This is a genomic window from Breznakia blatticola (assembly GCF_004365815.1).
GTDB classification, from domain to species: Bacteria; Bacillota_I; Bacilli_A; order Erysipelotrichales; family Erysipelotrichaceae; genus Breznakia; species Breznakia blatticola.
The window spans coordinates 1-20,447 of record NZ_SODD01000002.1 but is presented as its reverse complement, the minus strand read 5'-3'; the positions used below and the strand labels follow the sequence as shown (position 1 = coordinate 20,447).

22 protein-coding genes are annotated in these 20,447 nt (G+C 34.4%); 8 read left to right on the top strand and 14 right to left on the bottom strand.

Annotation, left to right across the window (positions count from 1 at the left end):
• Positions 1–92: 92 nt before the first annotated feature.
• The 4 genes from adhE to EDD63_RS00895 form a co-directional block, all read right to left on the bottom strand.
• Entirely contained in the window at positions 93–2,723 is a 2,631-nt protein-coding gene (adhE, locus tag EDD63_RS00910) for a bifunctional acetaldehyde-CoA/alcohol dehydrogenase (protein ID WP_134167534.1), read from the bottom strand.
• 199 nt (positions 2,724–2,922) lie between these two features.
• Positions 2,923–3,666: an ABC transporter permease gene (locus EDD63_RS00905; protein ID WP_134167532.1), complete on the bottom strand. Its 744-nt coding sequence runs from the start codon at positions 3,664–3,666 to the stop codon at positions 2,923–2,925.
• Complete coding sequence (locus tag EDD63_RS00900) at positions 3,659–4,567, bottom strand: ABC transporter ATP-binding protein (protein ID WP_134167530.1); 909 nt, start codon at positions 4,565–4,567, stop codon at positions 3,659–3,661. Before EDD63_RS00900 ends, EDD63_RS00905 begins: the two co-directional genes overlap by 8 nt.
• 122 nt (positions 4,568–4,689) lie before the next feature.
• A complete protein-coding gene (locus tag EDD63_RS00895; protein ID WP_134167527.1) occupies positions 4,690–5,625 on the bottom strand; it encodes a LysR family transcriptional regulator in 936 nt (311 codons plus the stop codon).
• Positions 5,626–5,911: 286 nt separating this feature from the next.
• On the opposite strand from EDD63_RS00895, the gene EDD63_RS00890 reads away from it, so the two are divergent.
• From EDD63_RS00890 to EDD63_RS00860, 7 genes are all read left to right on the top strand, one after another.
• Positions 5,912–7,513, top strand: coding sequence for a DEAD/DEAH box helicase (locus tag EDD63_RS00890; protein WP_166667494.1), 1,602 nt, complete (start codon positions 5,912–5,914; stop codon positions 7,511–7,513).
• A 90-nt stretch (positions 7,514–7,603) separates the two neighbouring features.
• On the top strand, positions 7,604–8,143 hold the full coding sequence (locus EDD63_RS00885) for a DJ-1/PfpI family protein (RefSeq protein WP_134167523.1): 540 nt from the start codon (positions 7,604–7,606) through the stop codon (positions 8,141–8,143).
• Positions 8,144–8,275: 132 nt separating this feature from the next.
• Positions 8,276–9,010, top strand: a complete 735-nt coding sequence (locus tag EDD63_RS00880; RefSeq protein WP_134167521.1) for a sigma-70 family RNA polymerase sigma factor — start codon at positions 8,276–8,278, stop codon at positions 9,008–9,010.
• The gene (locus tag EDD63_RS00875; RefSeq protein WP_134167519.1) at positions 9,007–9,765 is read left to right on the top strand and encodes an anti-sigma-I factor RsgI family protein; all 759 of its coding nucleotides are present in this window, start codon (positions 9,007–9,009) and stop codon (positions 9,763–9,765) included. Before EDD63_RS00880 ends, EDD63_RS00875 begins: the two co-directional genes overlap by 4 nt.
• 73 nt (positions 9,766–9,838) lie before the next feature.
• Positions 9,839–10,621: an anti-sigma-I factor RsgI family protein gene (locus EDD63_RS00870; RefSeq protein WP_134167517.1), complete on the top strand. Its 783-nt coding sequence runs from the start codon at positions 9,839–9,841 to the stop codon at positions 10,619–10,621.
• 162 nt (positions 10,622–10,783) lie between these two features.
• Positions 10,784–11,590: a zinc transporter ZupT gene (gene zupT / locus EDD63_RS00865; protein WP_134167515.1), complete on the top strand. Its 807-nt coding sequence runs from the start codon at positions 10,784–10,786 to the stop codon at positions 11,588–11,590.
• Positions 11,591–11,666: 76 nt separating this feature from the next.
• Positions 11,667–11,918, top strand: coding sequence for a kinase to dihydroxyacetone kinase (locus tag EDD63_RS00860; RefSeq protein WP_134167513.1), 252 nt, complete (start codon positions 11,667–11,669; stop codon positions 11,916–11,918).
• A gap of 52 nt (positions 11,919–11,970) precedes the next feature.
• Here EDD63_RS00860 and EDD63_RS00855 read toward each other — a convergent pair whose 3' ends face one another.
• The 8 genes from EDD63_RS00855 to EDD63_RS00820 all read right to left on the bottom strand — a co-directional run bounded on the left by EDD63_RS00855 (position 11,971) and on the right by EDD63_RS00820 (position 17,578).
• Positions 11,971–12,510 (bottom strand): ECF transporter S component, encoded by a 540-nt coding sequence (locus EDD63_RS00855; protein WP_134167511.1) that lies wholly within the window; start codon positions 12,508–12,510, stop codon positions 11,971–11,973.
• 111 nt (positions 12,511–12,621) lie between these two features.
• On the bottom strand, positions 12,622–12,912 hold the full coding sequence (locus EDD63_RS00850; RefSeq protein WP_134167509.1) for a hypothetical protein: 291 nt from the start codon (positions 12,910–12,912) through the stop codon (positions 12,622–12,624).
• Between the two features lie 17 nt (positions 12,913–12,929).
• Positions 12,930–13,607 carry an ABC transporter ATP-binding protein gene (locus tag EDD63_RS00845; protein ID WP_134167507.1) on the bottom strand — a complete coding sequence of 226 codons (678 nt, stop codon included), beginning with the start codon at positions 13,605–13,607 and terminating at the stop codon, positions 12,930–12,932.
• A 4-nt stretch (positions 13,608–13,611) separates the two neighbouring features.
• The gene (locus EDD63_RS00840) at positions 13,612–15,009 is read right to left on the bottom strand and encodes an ABC transporter permease (RefSeq protein ID WP_134167505.1); all 1,398 of its coding nucleotides are present in this window, start codon (positions 15,007–15,009) and stop codon (positions 13,612–13,614) included.
• A 61-nt stretch (positions 15,010–15,070) separates the two neighbouring features.
• Positions 15,071–16,153, bottom strand: a complete 1,083-nt coding sequence (locus EDD63_RS00835; RefSeq protein ID WP_134167503.1) for a sensor histidine kinase — start codon at positions 16,151–16,153, stop codon at positions 15,071–15,073.
• Positions 16,141–16,812 carry a response regulator transcription factor gene (locus EDD63_RS00830; protein ID WP_134167501.1) on the bottom strand — a complete coding sequence of 224 codons (672 nt, stop codon included), beginning with the start codon at positions 16,810–16,812 and terminating at the stop codon, positions 16,141–16,143. The genes EDD63_RS00835 and EDD63_RS00830 overlap by 13 nt, the downstream gene beginning before the upstream one ends.
• Before the next feature lie 119 nt (positions 16,813–16,931).
• A complete protein-coding gene (locus EDD63_RS00825; RefSeq protein WP_134167499.1) occupies positions 16,932–17,138 on the bottom strand; it encodes a hypothetical protein in 207 nt (68 codons plus the stop codon).
• Positions 17,132–17,578 carry a hypothetical protein gene (locus EDD63_RS00820; protein ID WP_134167497.1) on the bottom strand — a complete coding sequence of 149 codons (447 nt, stop codon included), beginning with the start codon at positions 17,576–17,578 and terminating at the stop codon, positions 17,132–17,134. Before EDD63_RS00820 ends, EDD63_RS00825 begins: the two co-directional genes overlap by 7 nt.
• 150 nt (positions 17,579–17,728) lie before the next feature.
• Between EDD63_RS00820 and EDD63_RS00815 the strand changes: the two genes are divergently transcribed.
• A complete protein-coding gene (locus tag EDD63_RS00815) occupies positions 17,729–18,205 on the top strand; it encodes a helix-turn-helix domain-containing protein (protein WP_134167495.1) in 477 nt (158 codons plus the stop codon).
• Between the two features lie 63 nt (positions 18,206–18,268).
• Here the strand turns inward: EDD63_RS00815 and EDD63_RS00810 are convergent, their stop codons facing one another.
• Together EDD63_RS00810 and EDD63_RS00805 are read right to left on the bottom strand one after the other, a co-directional pair.
• The gene (locus EDD63_RS00810) at positions 18,269–18,919 is read right to left on the bottom strand and encodes a nucleoside/nucleotide kinase family protein (RefSeq protein WP_134167493.1); all 651 of its coding nucleotides are present in this window, start codon (positions 18,917–18,919) and stop codon (positions 18,269–18,271) included.
• 51 nt (positions 18,920–18,970) lie between these two features.
• Entirely contained in the window at positions 18,971–20,362 is a 1,392-nt protein-coding gene (locus EDD63_RS00805; RefSeq protein WP_134167491.1) for an alpha-amylase family glycosyl hydrolase, read from the bottom strand.
• Positions 20,363–20,447 lie beyond the last annotated feature (85 nt).

The window sequence follows — 20,447 nt, the reverse complement described above, 5'->3', positions numbered from 1 at the left end:
TATTTTATGGCTAATTATAGTATATTTCCTTGTATGAAGCAAACAAAAAAGGAGGTTCATCAAATACTGATGATACCTCCAGGAAATATGGTCTATTTTGTACCGTTGTAAGCTTTTACTAAGATAGCTTCCATATCTTCAACAAGTGGAAGTCTTGGGTTAGCAGGCGTACATTGGTCTTCATAAGCAAGCATTGCCATTTCATGAACTGAATCCATCCATGCTTTTTCGTCAACACCTTGTGCTTTGAAGTTGTTAGCAATTCCAACTTCTGCAAGTAAAGCTTCAACAGCTTGTGCTAATTTTTCAACACCATCTGCTGTATCTTTTACATCTAAACCGATTAAACGTGCGATTTCAGCATATTGTTCATCAGCTTTGTAGTAGTTGTATTTTGGCCATAAAGATAATTTTGATGGTTTTGTTCCATTGTAACGAATTACATATGGAAGTAAGATTGCGTTCGTACGTCCGTGAGGTACGTGGTGAACTCCACCAATCTTGTGAGCCATAGAGTGACACATTCCTAAGAATGCATTTGCGAATGCCATACCAGCCATTGCTGATGCATTGTGCATTTTTTCTCTAGCTTCAGGATCGTTTTTACCATTTTTAACAGCTCTTGGTAAGAATTTGAATACTGCTTGGATAGCTTGTGTAGCAAGTCCATTTGTGTAGTCACTTCCTAATACTGCAACTAATGCTTCAAGGGCGTGAGTAAGAACGTCCATACCTGTGTCAGCTGTAACTGATGCAGGTAATCCCATTGTGAATGCTGGGTCAATGATTGCCACGTTTGGTGTTAATGCATAGTCAGCTAATGGGTATTTTTTGTTGTTTGCTTTGTCAGAAATAACCGCAAATGGAGTTACCTCAGAACCTGTACCACTTGTAGTTGGCACACAAACTAAACGAGCTTTTTGTCCTAATTTAGGGTATTGGAATGCACGTTTACGAATATCCATGAATTTTTGTTTTAAGTCAAAGAAGTTTGTTTCTGGTGCTTCATAGAATAACCACATACCTTTTGCAGCATCCATTGGAGAACCACCACCAAGTGCAACGATTACATCTGGTTGGAATGAACGCATGATTTCAACACCTTTGTTAACTGTTGTAATATCTGGATCAGGTTCAACATCACAGAACAATTGTACTTTTACATTATTGTCACGAGCCATCAATTGTTTTGTTACTTTATCTACGTATCCTAAGTCAACCATTGCTTTATCTGTAACGATCATTACACGGTTAACATCTTCCATGTCTCTTAGGTATTCGATTGAATCTCTTTCAAAGTAAATTTTTGAAGGTACTTTAAACCATTGCATATTGTTTTTACGTCTCCCTACTTTTTTCACGTTAATTAAGTTAAGTGGTCCTACGTTATCTCCTACAGAGTTACGTCCATAAGATCCACAACCAAGTGTTAATGAAGGAATGAATGCATTATATACGTTACCGATTCCTCCAAAAGTAGATGGAGAGTTCCAAATAACACGGATCGCTTTTACACGTTTACCGAATTCTACTGATAATTCTTCATCGGCTGTGTGAATTGCAGCAGAGTGTCCTAAACCGTTGAATTCTAACATTTGTTCTGATTTAGTGATTCCATCTTCAGTGTTGTTTGCTTTAATGAATGCTAATACTGGAGATAATTTTTCACGAGTTAATGGTTCTTTAACCCCAACTTCTTTACATTCAGCACAAATGATGTTTGTGTCTTCTGGCACTTTGAATCCAGCTTGTTCAGCAATCCAGTATGCAGATTTACCAACTACATTTGCATTTAATCTAGCTTGATCAGCTTCTGCAGGTGAGTTTACACCAAACATGAATGCTTCTAACATTGCTTTTTCTTTTGGTGTAGCAAAGTATGCATGGTAAGATTTGAATTCTTTTTTCACTTCTTCGTATACTTCTTTGTCAACGATAGCAGCTTGTTCTGAGGCACAGATCATTCCGTTATCGAATGCTTTAGATAATACGATATCAGCTGTCGCTTGTTTTAAATTTGCATCTTTAGCAATGTATGCTGGAACGTTTCCTGCTCCAACTCCTAATGCTGGTTTCCCACATGAGTAAGCAGCACGAACCATTGCGTTACCACCAGTTGCTAGAATTGTTGAAATTCCATCGTGGTTCATTAATGCATTTGTTCCTTCCATTGAAGGTGTGTCAATCCATTGAATACAGTTTTCTGGAGCTCCTGCTGCAACTGCTGCATCATATACAACTTTTGCTGCTTGTTGAGAACAACGGTTTGCACTTGGGTGGAACGAGAATACAATTGGGTTTCTTGTTTTTAAACAAATTAATGATTTAAAGATTGCTGTACTTGTTGGGTTTGTTGTTGGAACGATTCCACAAACAACTCCTACTGGGTCAGCGATTTCTACAATCCCTGCTTCATCATCTCTAGCAATAACACCTACAGTTTTTAAATCACGCATGTAGTTAATAACGTGTTCACAAGCGAATAGGTTTTTTGTTGCTTTATCTTCAAATACACCACGACCAGTTTCTTGGATAGCTGCTTCAGCTAATACCCCGTGTTGGTCAAGTGCTGCAACACTTGCTTTTGCAACGATGTAGTCAACTTGTTCTTGATCAAGAAGTCTAAATTCATCTAATGCTTTTAACCCTTTGTCAACTAATGTGTTAACCTCTTTTTGAGCTGGGCTAATTTCTACTTTTTCTACTTTTTCTACTTTAGCCATATTTCCTCCTGCACCTAGTTGTGAAAAGTTTCACTTATTTTGGTTGAGCCTATATTACCACAACAATATCGTTGTTGCAAGTCCAAATGTGAACAATTTCACAAAAATTATACTATATATGAATGAAAAGGGTTTCATATAAGATTTTATATAGTAAAAAAGTAGCCATATTTTACTATAGCTACTTACTAAACTCAGATTAAATATCTTTTTTCTGCATTGCGATTGCACCAACAACGTTGTATCCAACAATACCAACGAGTGCACTAAGCATCATAGTTGGTAATTCTTTTGCATCAAGTGCAAAACTTGAAATATTTGCAATTGTTGAGTATGGTGTTAAATCAATTGATACCACATAATTAATTGCTGCATATACTAGTCCTGAAAACAAGACAATACAAACTAGAATTGTTATCGAACCAGCACTACTGCGTAATAACATACATAATCCAATAACAAGTGCAATAAAGTTCATTACAAAATATAGGTACAATAACATTTCAATTACAATATTTCCTACATTTCCAAAACTAATTCCGTTAAACATAATTAGTGAACCAACGGCTAAAACAACAAACATCCATACGATGTAAATAAATGAAGCGAATACATTTACGATAAATTTTGACATTGGAATGATCGTTTTATTAGTTACATTGCTAGCGATATTTTTAATATATCCGCTACTGAAATCAACATTCGTAAATATAATTGCTCCAATCGCCATAATCATTGCAAATGACGAATCACTTCTAGTCAGTTGAAACATTTTCTCGATTGTAATATTACTTTCAGTTAATCCATCATACACTCCATATTCTAGAGCCATTGATAGAGAAAATACTGCCATTGCCGCAAAAAATGCAATTGCAAGTCCGACAAAATAGAAACTCTTTTGACGAAAGAGACGGTAAAGATCCATCTTAATCATTTTAAACATAGTTTGCTCCTCCCATCATGTTAATAAACATTGTTTCAATGTCTTCATCTTGTGTACGAATACTTGAAACTTCAATTCCTGCTTGTACAAGCGCAGTGTTGATTTTTCCAGGATTTGCATCCTTATCAAACACGAAGAATGTTTGTTTATCTTGACGGAAATCTTCAATTCCAAAGTCCATCAATACTTTTTTCGCTTCGACTTCCTTATCTACTTCAATCACAATTGCTGTGTGTGATAGTGTATGTAATTCTTCTGTTGTCACTTCACGAATTAATTTACCTGAAGCAATAACTCCAAAACGGTTGGCAATCTTACTTAACTCTTCCAAGATGTGACTTGAAACAATAATTGTAATTCCACGTTGTTGTAACTTTAAAAATAAATCACGAAGTTCAACAATTCCTTGTGGATCCAAACCATTAATTGGTTCATCTAGTAAAATAAGTTCTGGATCATTGACTAATGTCATCGCAACACCAAGTCGTTGTTTCATCCCTAAAGAAAAATTCTTCGCTTTTTTGTTTGCCGCATTTTGCAAACCAACAAGTTCTAATAATTCCTTAATTTTCTTATCACTATTTTCAATGCCTAGCATTAAGCATTTCATCTTAATATTGTCATAGGCATTCATAGCTGGATATAATCCAGGATTTTCAATTAATACCCCAATTTTCTTACGTGCTTGTTTTAAATCTGTACTACCAAACAATTCCATCTCACCACTTGTTGGGCTAACAAGATTGGCAATCATTTTCAATGTAGTTGTCTTACCAGCACCATTTCGTCCGATAAAACCATAGATTTCTCCACGTTTCACATGCATATTGATGTGATCAACTACATTACGTCTACCATAAGTTTTTGTTAAACTTTTCGTTCTTACTATGTAATCGCTCATAAATTCTCCTAACTGTATTAAATTACTAATACAATAATATAACTCTCTTAATTTTATGTCAATAGCTTTTTTGAAAAACATAGAAAAACCACTAATTTCATCTGAATCAGTGGTCATTTTATTTATCTAAATTTTATTTCAGCAACGCGTTTTTGTTCGTCCAATACACATTCAATAAAGCGTTTATCTAGTAGTGATAGTTGATATCCTTGCGGATAAATAATTGCATCACGATAAACGAGTTCAACACCAACGCATGATCGTTGTACTAAATTATGCTTTTCCAAAATCTTCTTTGGAATTGGTGAAGCCCACATATAGGAACTCGTGATTGTTTCAAGTAAATCAAATTGATTATACCGTTCATATACATAAATACGTTTACGTTGTGTATCTTCTCCTGCATTATTCATATATTCAACATTTAAATATGGAACTGCATTATCACCATGCACAATTTCTAAATATGGTGTTAACATTTTTTGTTTAATCTTATCCTCTTTAGCTAGTGGGTGATCTTTTGAGAAAGTTAAATATAATTTAAACTTCCATAATGATTCCATGTCCAATTTACGATTACGTATATAATCTGTGAAATATTTCTCATGAAATACTTGATAACGAATGATTCCTAAATGAAAAGTTCCATCTGCAACTGTGGTAATTGTTTTTACCGAGTTTGTTTCCTGCATATTGAAATCAATTCCTCGATCCATATTTACCTGACTTACAAAGTCCGTAAATGCTTGGGCAATGTAACTCCCTCTTGGAATCGAAACATCAAAGAGTTCTACATTGGAACGTTTTTTTGCAGATAAGCTTTTTATCTTTTCAATTTGAGATAATACGCTTTTAGCATAAGTTAAAAACTCTGCCCCTTCTTTTGTTGGAAACATCCCCTTACTCGACCGTTCAAAGATTTGATATCCAAGTTGATCTTCCAATTCTTTAATCGCCTTACTAAGGTTTGGTTGTGCCATGTATAGATTCTCAGCGGCATGTGTAATTGATCCACTTTCTGCTACTTCTAGCGCGTAAGTAAATAACATCGTATTCATAGCATATCCTCCCTTCAATTAACTTTATCTTATAGTTATAGTGCATAAACTGTCAAATAAAATCCATGATTAATTTATTTTACAATCAAAAAATATTCTAACGTATATATAATTTTTCGCAATAATAACATCTAAAAAATACACAATTTAGAAATATATTCTTCCTTATATTCAAAATAGTTCATAAAACACCCATAAATAAGCGACTTTTCAAAGTATTTCTTGCTATTTTTCACATTCACATATATAATTAGCAAATTGCGCAAGCAAAGAAAGTATGGGACAAATGAGCAAATTTAACGAACTATTAAAAAACGAACAATTATTACACGCAATTAGCGAGCAAGGATATCAAGAACCAACCGAAATTCAAACAAAAGCAATTCCGCTTGTGTTAGCTGGTCATGATATTATTGCCAAATCAAATACAGGTACAGGAAAGACAGCATCTTTTGGTCTTCCATTGATTCAACAAATCAGTGAGAAGCAAATGAAACAAGTTTTGGTTGTTTGTCCAACTAGAGAGCTTGCATTACAAGTCGAAGAAGAACTTCGTAAATTCTGTAAATACATCGAAGGAATTAAACTCGTAAGTGTATTTGGAGGTGTACCAATCGACCGCCAAATCCGCGCGATTAAAAAAGGTGTCCAAATCATTGTTGGTACACCAGGAAGACTAAATGATCACATTCGTCGTAAAACAATTAAATTACACGACTGCGATTGTGTGGTTTTAGATGAAGCAGATGAAATGTTGAACATGGGATTCCGTGAAGATATTGAATTTATCTTAAGTAAGGCAAAACCTGAACACCAAACCATTTTATTTAGTGCTACAATGCCAAAACCAATCCGTCAAATCGCTGTAACGTATTTGAAGGATCCTGTAGAAATCGAAATTAAAAGTAAACACAAAACCGTAGATGCCATTCAACAAATATTCTACGATATCCCACGTGGCGAGAAAAAGCGTGAAGTCTTACAAACCTTACTTAGTTACTATAATCCTAAGTTATGTGTAATCTTCTGTAACACGAAAGCTGGAGTTGATGATTTAGTGGAATCCTTAAGCAAATCCGATCACAAAGCACATGCATTACATGGTGATATTAAACAAGAACGTCGTACGAAAATTATGAATAACTTCAAAAATGCAAAACAATGTATTTTGGTTGCTACGGATATTGCAGCACGTGGAATTGATGTGAACAATATCGATTTAGTTGTAAATTACGATTTACCACAAGATAATGAAATTTATGTGCACCGTATTGGACGTACCGGTCGTGCTGGTAAAAATGGACAAGCGATTACATTAGTGCAAGGAAATCGTCAATTTAACCAATTAAAAGGATTGATGAAATTCACTAAAGCGGAAATTACACGTCAAGAAATCCCAACAAAAGTGGATATTGATGCCATTCGCAAAGAGAAACTTAAACAAGAAATCGTGAGTATTGCAAAAACAATGAGTGAAACAGCAATTGATTTTGAATTAATTAATGAGCTATATGCAGAAGGCTTAGGTCATCAAGGCATTATCGCTGCATTACTTGCAATGATTACAAATACAGTGGATGCACCTGTAGCTAGTACAACTATGCCACAAATGCAAAAAATCAAACGTCCAGTCCTAAAGGGTGGAATTGATATTAAACTATCAATTGGTAAAAACAGTCGAGTGACACCAAAGCAAATTGAAGATGCGATCTTAATTAGTACACAAGCGGAATCAAGCCAAATTGGTAAAATTGATTTACGTAATAAATACTGCATTGTAAATGTTGATAAGAAAATTGCAAAACAAGCAGTAAGCCAGTTAGATGGTGCATCAATCAACAAACGTACAATAAATGCTCGCTTCTATAAAAAAGAAATGATTAACTAAACTTGGGAAACCAAGTTTTTTTCTTTAGTCAGCAGATGCATTTTCCCTACCAAAACGTGCTATACTAAGCTTGCTTAGGAGGAACATAACATGAAAGTTTTAACAATTATGAGTAATGGTTTCGAAGAACTTGAAGCGGTTGGAACAATTGCCCTACTTAGACGTTCTGGATTGGAAGTAGATATTGCCTCATTGCACGGCACAGAAGCAACTGGACGTTTTGATATTACCGTTTCAAAAACCCAATCATTAAAAGATGTAGATTATACAACATACGATATGTTGTTTTTGCCTGGCGGTCCCCACTGGAAAGAACTTGAAGACAGTAAAGAAGTAACAAATATCATTGACTACTTTATGAAACATGATAAATATGTTGCCGCAATTTGTGCTGCACCAACAATCCTTGGTCGTCTTGGTTACTTAAAAAACAAGTATTACACATGTTTTACAAGTATGAACGAAGACTTTGGTGGTACGTATGTAGATACATATACAGCAATTGATGGAAAGATTATTACTGGACGTAGTGCTGCAGCAGTTATCGACTTTGGTTTTCTAATTATCAAAACCTTACAAGGTGATGCACAGGAACAAAAAATCAAAGCAGAAATATATTACGACAAATAAAACCTTGAGGAATGCAAATTCCTCTTTTTTTACCCCATTTTTACAATATTTCATACGTATACTATAGGTAGAAGGAATATCTATTTACCATTTCTAGTTGTTGTACTATGATGAGTCTATAGAGGATGATACATGAAACAAATGCGCGTTGATAACACAATTGAAAAACAAGTAAAAGCCGCAAAGTATAACCCACTTCTTGCTGATGCATTAATCAAACAATATAAACCGTTTATAGCTACGATAACTAGTGAGGTATGTAAACGGCATGTTGTTTATGGTGTTGATGATGAACTAAGTTTTGCAATGTTGGGTTTTTATCATGCCATAAATTCGTATGAATCTGATAAAGGTACGTTCCTAAATTATGCAGCACGAGTTATGAAACACAAAGTTATCGATTATCTTCGTAGCGAGAAAAAACATACACTTATATCTTTAGATGAAAGTGATGAAGAAAATCAAACCTTGTTAGATCATATTCCATCTAACACGTATCGATATACCATTCCAGCAACAACAGCAATTCAAGCAGAACTGATCGAGTTCCAACAAGAACTACAAAGTTTTTCTTTGCAACTAACAGATATTGCAAAACAGGCTCCAAAACAAACACGGACACTTGAAGCATGTAGACAAATTATATATGTTGCAATAGAAAAGCCTTCATTAATTATGCAACTCAAAGAATCCAAACGTTTACCAATAAAAGATATCTTGCAACTTATAAACATTGATAGGAAAATTATCGAACGTCATCGAAGTTATATCATTGCATTATTAATTATCTATTCAAATGGATACGAGTTTATGCGTGAACATTTACACAAAATTACAAAACCAAAAACGAAAGGAGTGATTTCATGAAATACGTAGTAATAGAAGTACATGAAAGCTACGTTGTCGTTCTTGACCAAGAAGGTACATTTAGTCTAGCTTTAAATTTCAATTATCAACTTGGTGATCAAATTGATGCAATCATTCCTTATGAAGATATCACAACACAAGAAGTAGTGACACACAAAAGACGAAAGTGGATTCCTCGGTTTGCTGTTCTTAGTGTATGTATTGCACTTATACTTTTCATCATTCCAACCTTTAATACACCAGTTGCTGCTGCAAGTATTTGGTTGAGTTACAATCCTGAATACCGTATCGATATTGATACAGATGGAAATATACTTGAAATAGAAGGGTTGAATCCAGATGCTGTAGAAGCACTAGAAAGTATGAACTGTAAACACAAAACTTACATTGATTTTGCCAATGCAATTATTGATTATGGAATGCAAAATGATACATTAGTCGACGGAAAAACCATCGAGGTATATATTGATACAGATGACCAGAAACTATACGATAGTATTAGTAATAACCTTGAATTAAACTTAAAGGAGAAGTTATGTCATAAAGAAATCGATTATGAAATTGAACACATCTCTAAAAAACATGAACGCAAGCAAGAACAACATCAAAACCAAGGAAATCCTAGTACGACTCCTGATGAACACCAACAACAACAACAAAATAATAATAGGCAACAAAATAACAAGCAACACAATACCCAAGAAGAAACACATGAACAAAAACGCGAGCAAGAAAAGAAACAACATAATAAGTAATTTTTCGTTTTGACCCCACTTATTTGTTTTGCATTACGTAAGGTATAGTGACCAAACAAAGGGGGTTCATCAAATGAAACGAATAAAATATGTATGCGCAGCTTTACTTATGTTTGCAATGTGCATCGGTTGTAGTGCAATCACCAGCACCCCAACAAGTAGTGGTACCATCTTATTAAAAACACTACCATCTGTAGAATTACAAGTGGATCAAGATGGTAAAGTTGTCCAAATAAAGCCAAAAGATCAAAAGGCAAAAGCAGTAGTTAAGGATATTACTTATGAAGATCGTACAGCAACGACAGTACTCACTTCGCTACTGACTAAGTACCATGAACAAGGATATCTTGAAGGCGTAGATGCAAATGATGTACAAGTCACATTTAAAGGAAATTGTTTTGATGGGACATACAAAAAAGAACTACAAACCCATCTACACAAACATGTAAATGCATTGCACAATGAAAATTGTATCTATCCAAACCAAACACAAACAACTAGCACTCCAAGTATCGATACAACAAATCAACAAACAACACCGATTATGCAACATCAACAACATGAAAACTGTCCAATGAATTGTTGTAATCCTAACTGCGATGGTACAGGTTTACACAAAGCGGATTGTGTCTACAATCCAAACTATCAACAAGTAAATACAAACACAAGTACAAAACAAACAACACCTATGTATAACCACCATCAACAGCATGCAAATTGTCCAGCAAATTGCTGCAATCCAAACTGTGATGGAACTGCTAGACATAATGAAGACTGTATTTACTACAACCAACAAAATACAAATCAACACCATCAAAATGGACAAGGAAATCGCCACCACGGCAACAGACACTAAGCAAGCTTGACGCTTGCTTTTTATTACGTGCATGTTTCTTTAGCATTCTTCTAAACTATGATTAAATATATATATAAAGTTATAAGAGTTGACCACCCCCTATCAAAGTGATAGTATTGGATTAAGTTAGATATAACTAACTTTTAGAAGAGGAGAATATACATGAGTAACGTAATGATTGCATTTATGCTTACAGCAATTGCTGGTTTATGTACTGGTATTGGAAGCTGTATCGCCTTTTTTGCAAAACGCACAAATAAAAAATTCTTATCATTTTCTCTTGGGTTCTCTGCTGGAGTCATGGTTTATGTATCCATGATTGAGATATTTGCAAGTGCGCAACATACACTCATTGGTGAACTTGGTGAAAAACTTGGAAGTTGGGTTACCGTCATTTCCTTTTTCGTGGGAATGTTTGTAATCGCTATTATCGATAAACTGGTACCAAGTGAAGAAAATCCACATGAACCAAAAGAAGTTGATTTTCAATTAGAAACAAAGGTTGAACGAGATAAAAAGAAATTGCATCGCATGGGAGTGATGACCGCTTTAGCTATTGGAATTCACAACTTTCCTGAAGGACTTGCAACCTTTGTATCTGCTTTACAAGATCCAACGCTTGCAATCCCCATTGTCGTAGCAATCGCAATCCACAATATTCCCGAAGGAATTGCAGTATCTGCACCAATTTATTATGCGACAGGTTCAAAAGCTACAGCATTTAAATATTCATTCTTATCCGGATTAGCAGAGCCTATTGGGGCTTTAGTTGGTTGGTTAGTATTAATGCCGATTATGAATGATGTTGTCTTTGGTTGTATTTTTGCCGGAGTTGCCGGAATTATGGTATTCATCTCATTTGATGAATTACTACCAGCTGCCAGAGAATATGGAGAACATCATATTTCCATTTATGGATTAATTCTTGGAATGATCGTAATGGCAGTAAGTTTATTACTCTTTTTATAGAATGAGCATCACTGATGCTTTTTCTTTTGACTATTGAGTAAAAACAAACCATAATAAAACAAAGGAAGGTATATGTATGACAGAATTTAGATATGATACACAATTACTCATTGAAGGACATGAGTTAAATGAAGATGTGATATTTGATTATATTTCAAATAACTTCAAAGGAGATAGTTTATTAGCCGTCGGAGATGATGAACTTATCAAAATCCACTATCATACGAATGAACCTTGGGATGTGCTTAAGTATTGCGCAACGCTTGGTGAAATCTATGATATCGTAGTTGAAGATATGGACCGTCAATCAAGAGGTTTAAAAGGATAAAGAAAAGATGTAAATCACTACAACGCGTAGAAGATTTACATCTTTTTATTTATTAGGCTTGATTAAGTGCTTGTTTAATTCTTGGTAATACAAGTAGAGCTACAACTCCACCAAGTAATGCTGTAAACAATTGTGGTAATGCAAACATTGTAGAGACTACAGTTGCTTGTGGTTCGGGTAATGCAAGTATAATTGGTACTGCAATTTTTACTACTCCAATATATAAAACAACAAACTTAGCAATTGCACCTAAAACACAGGCAACAATGTATGACACATATAGGCTAGACATCTTGCGATTCCCCACAAAATACCATACAAGAATTAATGCGAGATTTCCTAGTGCCACAAATGGAATGATCGACCAAAGTGGACCAATACCAACAAGCCTAGCCATAATTGGTGAGATAAGAGCAACACTCATTCCCGAGAATACACCACACGTCATAACTGAAATAATTAGTAACATATTTACTAAACTACCTGTTATTAGGGTATTTCCTAAAGGTGCTGTTGCTGCTTGCACAACAACTAATAACGCAACAAACACAGCGGTTTGCGTAATCCATAAAATCTTTTTATTCTGAATCATATTTCTCCTTAAACACATATATGTATGTGTAATATCTAGTAAACAAGTCTAAATTATACATGAATTTATAACTTTTTGTGGAAAAATACTCTACATTTTGTATTTAATAATTTATTGTACAGATTTGCGATACATCTGAAATCGTTGAATTCCTTTGTAACATACCCATGCAAGTCCACATAGTAAAACTGCTATAACTATGGCAAACAAGATTTGTGAAATCCCTTGTATATGGATACTAGCAAATTGAAATGGTTGGTCTGTAATTCCGATCATATTCGTGATGGATACACCCAAAATTCCTATTGCTGCAACTACTATCATAATTGCACCTATACCTAATCCACCATATACAACAATTGCTAAAAGTGCAATCCAACATTTTTTAATCACTTGATTCATGTTCTTCCTCCAATTCATTACATTTTATTCTGATGCTTGATAAATGATAGTTTTCCACCATTGAGACCCCATAATTCATCAACATCAGACGCAACTTTTCTTGCGTGTGTAACAATTATGACACATTTTTTTTGTTCATGCGCAAGTTTTTTTAATTCATTCATAATAACATCTTGTGTTTCATGATCCAAATTTCCAGTTGGTTCATCCGCAATCACAACATCTGGATCGTGCGAAATTGCACGTGCAATCCCAACTCGTTGCTGCTCTCCTCCAGATAATTTCAAAACTTTACGCTTTGCCATTTCTTTAGTCACGCCAACGCTTGCAAGTAGTTCAAGTGCACGAGATTTAATATTTCCTTTGCATCCACTAATTTGCATAGCAAGTTCTATATTTTCTAATGCTGTTGCATTTGTTAGTAAATTATACCCTTGAAAAATCACACCGATTTTTCTTGCTCGATAATCATCTCGATTACATGTAGCAACATCTTGTCCTTGAAAAGTAATACGACCCTCTCGACAAATATCAAGTCCAGAAATCAAAGACAACAGTGTACTTTTTCCTGCTCCTGATTTACCCATGATTCCATACACTTTACCATTTTCAAATGCAATATGAATATTTCGTAATACTTGCTTAGTTGTTCCTGCATATGTATAACAAACATCATTAAGTTCTAATACACTCATTCTATCAATTCCTTTCAACAAGAATCTTCATCGGTTCGTATCTTGTTATATACATGATTCCACTCAAACTAGATATAGTTGCTAATCCTAAAGCAACCAACATGATATAAAGTATTGCTTGTTCATCCATTGCTATATGAACTTGAGAGAGTGCTGGTTGTTCTTCTTGTTCACTAAAAGCACCACCTACTTGTTGCATTTCACCAGACATTTGTGCTTCATTAGCAATTTCAATTTGCTTTTCAAGTAATGTGTCTGCTACGGGTTGAGCAACAACATTTCCAATTCCTAACCCAACCAATAAACAAATACTTGTGATAATCAGTGATTCAAATAGAAAGGAAATACTTATTTTAGATTTTCGCATTCCCATCGCACGTAATACTCCAATTTCATATTTTCTTTCACGTATACTCATTGTCGAAAGTACACTTAGGATAATTGCCCCCATGACTAAGATGACAATAAGAAATGTGCTTGTAATACTCGACATTTCCTCAACTGGACCAACTACACTTTGGTAACCAGCTTCATCCGTAGTTACTTTGTAATACTCAGGCAATCCTTTTTGTTTTAATTCTTTTTGAAATGCCTTCAAGTCGCTTGGATTTTTTAATGTATAAATTGCAGTTAATGCACGATTATCATTATCTAGTATCCCAGTATCCAAAATCGTATCCATATTCACAAAAACCTCATTGTGTCGGTTGTTCCATGGTAAAGGAAACTGTTCTTCCTCACTTGGATAATCTGAAGCGTGATCTGTAAAGATACCACTAATTTTCAACGTATATGTTTTTGGATTTTGTCCCATATCTTGCAGCTTAAGTGAATCTCCAACCTTTAGTTTGTTTAGCGTGGCTAGCTGTTCACTAATCATACATTCACCAGTATTTATCGGATACTTTCCTGATGTTAGTTTTCGTGTTTCGGATACAAACTCATCACTTATATCTTTACGACTTGATGCGATAAGTGTCATATTTGGCATCGCAATTTCTTCAGTTGGTGATGGATTTTGATTACTGCCAAATGCTCCACTTGTACTTGTATCTGGTGCATTTTCCTCATCTAAAACATGAATGTCTTTAATATGTGCAGATATTTTCGCATCAAAACTACTCTCTAGTAAATACTCAGATTCAGCAAAATCAATCGACTGTTTTGTTGTAATATAGGAAACACTACTCACTGAAGAAGTCGCAAGTTTATCATAATCTAAGTCAATCGCTACTTTTGAACCAAATCTACTTTTATAATCATCAATAATGGAAGCACTTGTTCGATTAATTACAATTGCAACTACGCTAGTTGCGATAAGTAACAAAATCATAAATGCCATCATTATATTTCTTCCCTTGTTTCGACCAAGGTTTTTTATTGCATGTGTGAATATATACATGAATATCTCCTTTCAATTATTTGCAGTTTAGCATAGTCATTGTTAACTGAACGTTAACACTTTATACTGCTGGAAAGGATAGATAAAAAGTAGATCCTTCTTGTTCCTTACTTTCTACATATGCAAATCCACTACATAAATCACAAACATGTCGCACCAAACTAAGACCAATTCCATACCCATCTTGATTTAATTCATTTACGCGATAGCTATGTTGGAAAATTTGATCTTGTTTTTTTGTAGGAATTCCCACACCTTGATCTTTTACTATGACAATTACACAATCATATTCGCGTTTTACTTCAATTGAAACTTTTTGATTACTTCCATATTTAATTGCATTATCAACTAAATTACTAATTGCTCGAAATAACCAACGATGTTTTCCCCAAACATCACATATATCCTGTTCATCAAAGGAAAATGCTATCTTTGGATATACACGTCTATACTGATCACAAACCTCTGCACAAACTAAAGATACATCCACAATCCCCATTGTTACATACTCTTTTGATTCACTTAAAGTTAACACATCATCAATACTACTTGATAAATCATCGAGTTTCTTTTGATACTCTTTATGATTTGTCGCTTCCAACTCCGTTTTAAGAATCGCAAGTGTATTTTTTTGTTCATGTGATAAATAAGAGTATAGTTTTTGTTGGTCATAAAGTTGTTCATCAAAACTCTTTTTTAGTAATCGAACGGTTTCTTGTAGCATTGGATGATCTACTTCAGTTTCATATTCACGATACTTTAAATGCTGTGCTAGTTGATATGCTTCTTTATCGTGTAACCTTCTCATATATAGCCAAAACTGTGTAGAGACAATAAACAAAAACACGATACATGTCATTCCATACGGTACAAGAGAAGCAAACACTTGATTTTGAATGTGACTTTGATATTTTTGAATTGGAATCATTCGTGAATCTTGGATGGTTATATCCGTTTTATCAATTATAGAGCTTGCTAATTCTTCACTTGATAGTTGATATAAAATACCACTTTGATTTGAAGCACTTTTATCAACATCTTGATATACAACATATATGGCAAGAATTAACACACAGGTAATACTTAATGAAAATAGTGCAATTGCGAATGCACTTTTTCTTCGATGTTTTATTAATCTACGCATAACTTATACCCTTTCCCTCGTATATTAATAAGCATTTCCGTTTTGGCACAATCAGCAAGTTTTTTTCTTAGCCTTGCAAGATGTACACGCAAAACTGATGAAAATGGATCATACATATCATCATAAATATGTTCAGCAATTTGTTCGCTAGATACAACATTTGGATACTGCATAGCAATATATTCTAATACATCAAATTCTTTAGCAGACAAATGAACTTCTTTCTCATCAATCAGTACTTGTCTAGACAGTGGATTTACTTGTAATCTACCAATTGAAATCACCGGATTTACTCTTCCATGGAAACGACGAATCACTGCATGAATTCTTGCACGTAATTCCAATAAATCAAATGGTTTAATTACATAATCATCAGCTCCCAAATCCAATCCTAATGCACGCTGTTCTATTTCATCTCTTGCACTTATTATAATCACTGGACTTTCTATTAATTCATCTCGTAAATATCGCAAGATATCTAAGCCATCTTTATCTGGTAAATTTAAATCAAGAAGAATCACATCATAATCATTTACACAAGCAAGCATTTCCCCCTGGTTTCCCGTATATGCTACATCAACAACAAATCCAGATGTTTCCAGCCCTATTTTTAATGAATCAGCAAGTTGTTTTGTATCCTCAATCAACAGTATTTTCATGATAGCCCCCTCTTGTATCATTTTATAGACACTTTGATATATTATATAATATTTTTTGTTAACTGAATGTTAACTCAAATAAAAAAATCCGAAGCTATACAATAACCTCGGACTACTTACTAATTTACTGGTCTTGTGATTAGAGAAATAATTCCTGCCACCACAAGTAATGGAATTGCTACATACATCAAACCACCAATGATTGCACCAATAAAAAGTAGTGGCATAAAAAAGATAAATAATACGATCTTTGTAACTGACCAAGTGGCTTTCACTGCTACCCATATAATTCGACTAAAAATAATTAAAAATAAAAATGTTAACATACTTCTTCACCTACCTTACTATCCCACGCATCTAAATCTTGCATAATCACTTGGATCTTTTCGATGGCTTGTTCAACTTGTAAACGTGCATCACTGATTTTTGATTGGACCATCCAATCTGCGATAATTCCATCGAAGAAGAAATCAGCAAAAGTTAGAAAACTACCAATATGAATGCCAAAATCTTCAGGAATGCTAAGATCTAACAATTCTTTTTGAAAGCATTGTAATTCATATTTTGCTTGTTCCATATACTCGCTAGCATCATCAAATCTTGAGTGTTTCATCATCCCTGATATAAGACCACCACCAAGCATATCAAATAGTCCCCAAGAACTTGCACTTTCTAGTTGTTTAAGCGCACTCTCTAAACTAGTAAGTGCTCTATTTCCGGCATCTTTAGCTTCCTTGATTTCTCTTTTTAACTCTGGATTTGTCATGTATATAATCAATCCCCTCCAAACAATACCTTGTTTTGATATACAAATAGTCTATAATGAATACAAAAGAAGAGAAACTTTCAATTGTAGTTATTAGCGCATTCTAACACTTTCACAAAAACGTATTAGAGTGTGTCTAGTGGAGGGATTATGGGACAACGTTCAATCAAAGAGAATAAAAATTACTACTTTCAAAGTCGTGAGAAAGCAAACCTTACACGTGAAGTAGCTGCAGACACATTAGGAATATCAAAAAGTCGTTTAGAAAAAATAGAATATGATAAATCATTGCCATATCCTGAAGAAGCTAAGGCAATGGCAACATGTTATAAAAATCCATCATTATGCAATTATTATTGTTCACATGATTGTGAAATAGGTAAAGATCAAGTTGCTGAAATTAAAGAGAAATCATTATCACAGATATCGCTTGAAATGCTATCGACACTTAATGAACTATCAAACAATAAAGAACGTTTTATCAATATCGTTGCTGATGAAGTGATCTCACACGATGAGATGGAAGATTTTAACACGATTAAAGAAAACCTACACAAAATGTCACTTATTGTAGATTCCTTGAACTTATGGATAGAGAAAACTTCAATTGCTAACGAAGACAACTAAAAAAGCAAAAGTATGAGATGCAAATTATTTGCTATAATTCCTCTTTTTCGTGTATGCATTTAGTTATAATGAAGCGACATGCTTGGGATTTTGTTGTATTTGGAGTTTTACCGTTGGTTGTATTTGCTTTATCTTAATTATTGCATCAACGTGATTCCAAGCTTGTTCTATCATTAAAAATGGGTGTGTTTGCGCATCCCACCAAGCTGCAAATTCTTCAACTTCTTTTCGAGTTGTACCATTACTTTGATTTGCAAGATCACGTGAAATAACACGATTACGTGCAACGACTTCATCTGCGTATACACAAATGGTGTATTCTGCAAATTGCTTAAGTGTTTTTCTACACACTGACATACCCTCAATAAGTAATGGTTTCTTTCCATCGGCAAAGATACATCCTGGTCGGTGATGTGTATGCCACGCATTTGGCTTAAACCGTACACTTTTACTTGCCTGCCACGGCTTTATTATCTCACGTACACACATCTCACTCCAGGTGATTGGATCTGCATGCCATGTTAAATCATCGCTAGCAACAATACTAGCTTCCAGGTGACTAGCAAGCATGGCAGTAAGTGTGCTTTTACCTGAACCAGCTAGTCCATCAATCAAAACCAGTGGCCGCTCACCTGTTTTCTTGATCAGTGAGACAAATGCTTCAATGGAAATATCTTTCCATTTATTGTCATCAATGTTTTGTATATTTTTCATTTTGATTATCCTTATTTAAAAAGCACACCCTTTCGATGTGCTTTACATATGTTACTTTACTTTAAATATATATGAATCGAAAGCAGATAACTTCAATATGTTTCCCATTGGTTTTGTTGTTTTAACATTTGATAAAATAATCGATTGAATGTCTGGAATTTCAATTTCACAATCATTCTCTCCCAAATTCACAACTACAAGATATCGATTATGATCATCAAATCTTGCATATTGAATAACCTGGTCAGCAATCACATCGGCAAACACAATATCACCATAAATAAAGGTCATGTTTGATTTTTTTAAATGAATGATTTTTTTATAATAATGCCAAACAGAATTTGGATCACTCATTTGTTGCTTTACGTTGATACGTTTGTAATTTGGATTTAAAAGCATGCTCGGTTTTGCACTGCTAAAGCCCGCATTCTTTGTGTCGTCCCACTGCATTACTGTTCGCATGTTATCTCGTGAAGTCATAAACAGTTTTCTTAAAAACTTTTCACGTTGTGGTAATGGTGTTGCTTCATACTGACCTTTTGCTTGCACATCTTCCAATTGATCAATCGAAGTAAATGGATAGTTTTCCATACCAATTTCTTCACCCTGATAAATAAACATGGTTCCCCACATACCATACATTAACGTTGCAAGTGCCTTTGCTGATTGTTGTGGATATTTCACATTTCCATAGTTTGAAACCAAACGATTGAAATCGTGATTATTCCAATACAACGGATACCATGCTTTCTTTATCAAGGATACTTGCCAGTGTTCAAGTGTTTCTTTTAATTCTTTCACATTGGTTTTTAATTCTGTTAAAGAGGATGCTTCGTTGATGTTATTACACCACATATGATCGAAAGTAAAGGTTACATCCAACTCATTACGATCGAATGCACAATACTTTAAAACATCTTCAACACTGGGGTCTCCTCCCACTTCTCCCACAGCAAACGCATTGTTGGGTTCTAAGACTTCTTCATGAAATTCTTTTATATATTCATGAACTCGTGGTAAATTGGAAAACTTTGACCAGTCGGAGACAAATTCTGTATCACTTTCTAATGTCGAATCTTTATAGCTAGTATCTTTTGCAATATGTGCAATTGCATCAATTCGAAAACCATCTACACCTAATTCTAACCACCATGATGCGATTTGATATAATGCTGTGCGAAGTTTGCGATTTGACCAGTTTAAATCTGGCATTTTCTTTGAGAATAATTTTAAATAGTATTCTTTATCATTTAGTTTTTCCCAAGCGCTTCCACCAAAGAAACTTCCCCAGTTATTTGGCGGTTTGCCTGCTTTACCTTCTTTAAGAATATAGTAGTCTCGATACATACTATTTGAATGTTTTTTTACATTCACAAACCATTCATGCTCATCTGATGTATGGTTTAAGACCAAGTCCACAATAATTCGAATATCTAATGTCATTAAGTTAAGAATCCATTAACCAAGCAAAATTCATCGATGAAGTGAATTTTGCTTGGTTTTTTTGTTGTCTTCTAAAAGTTGTGTT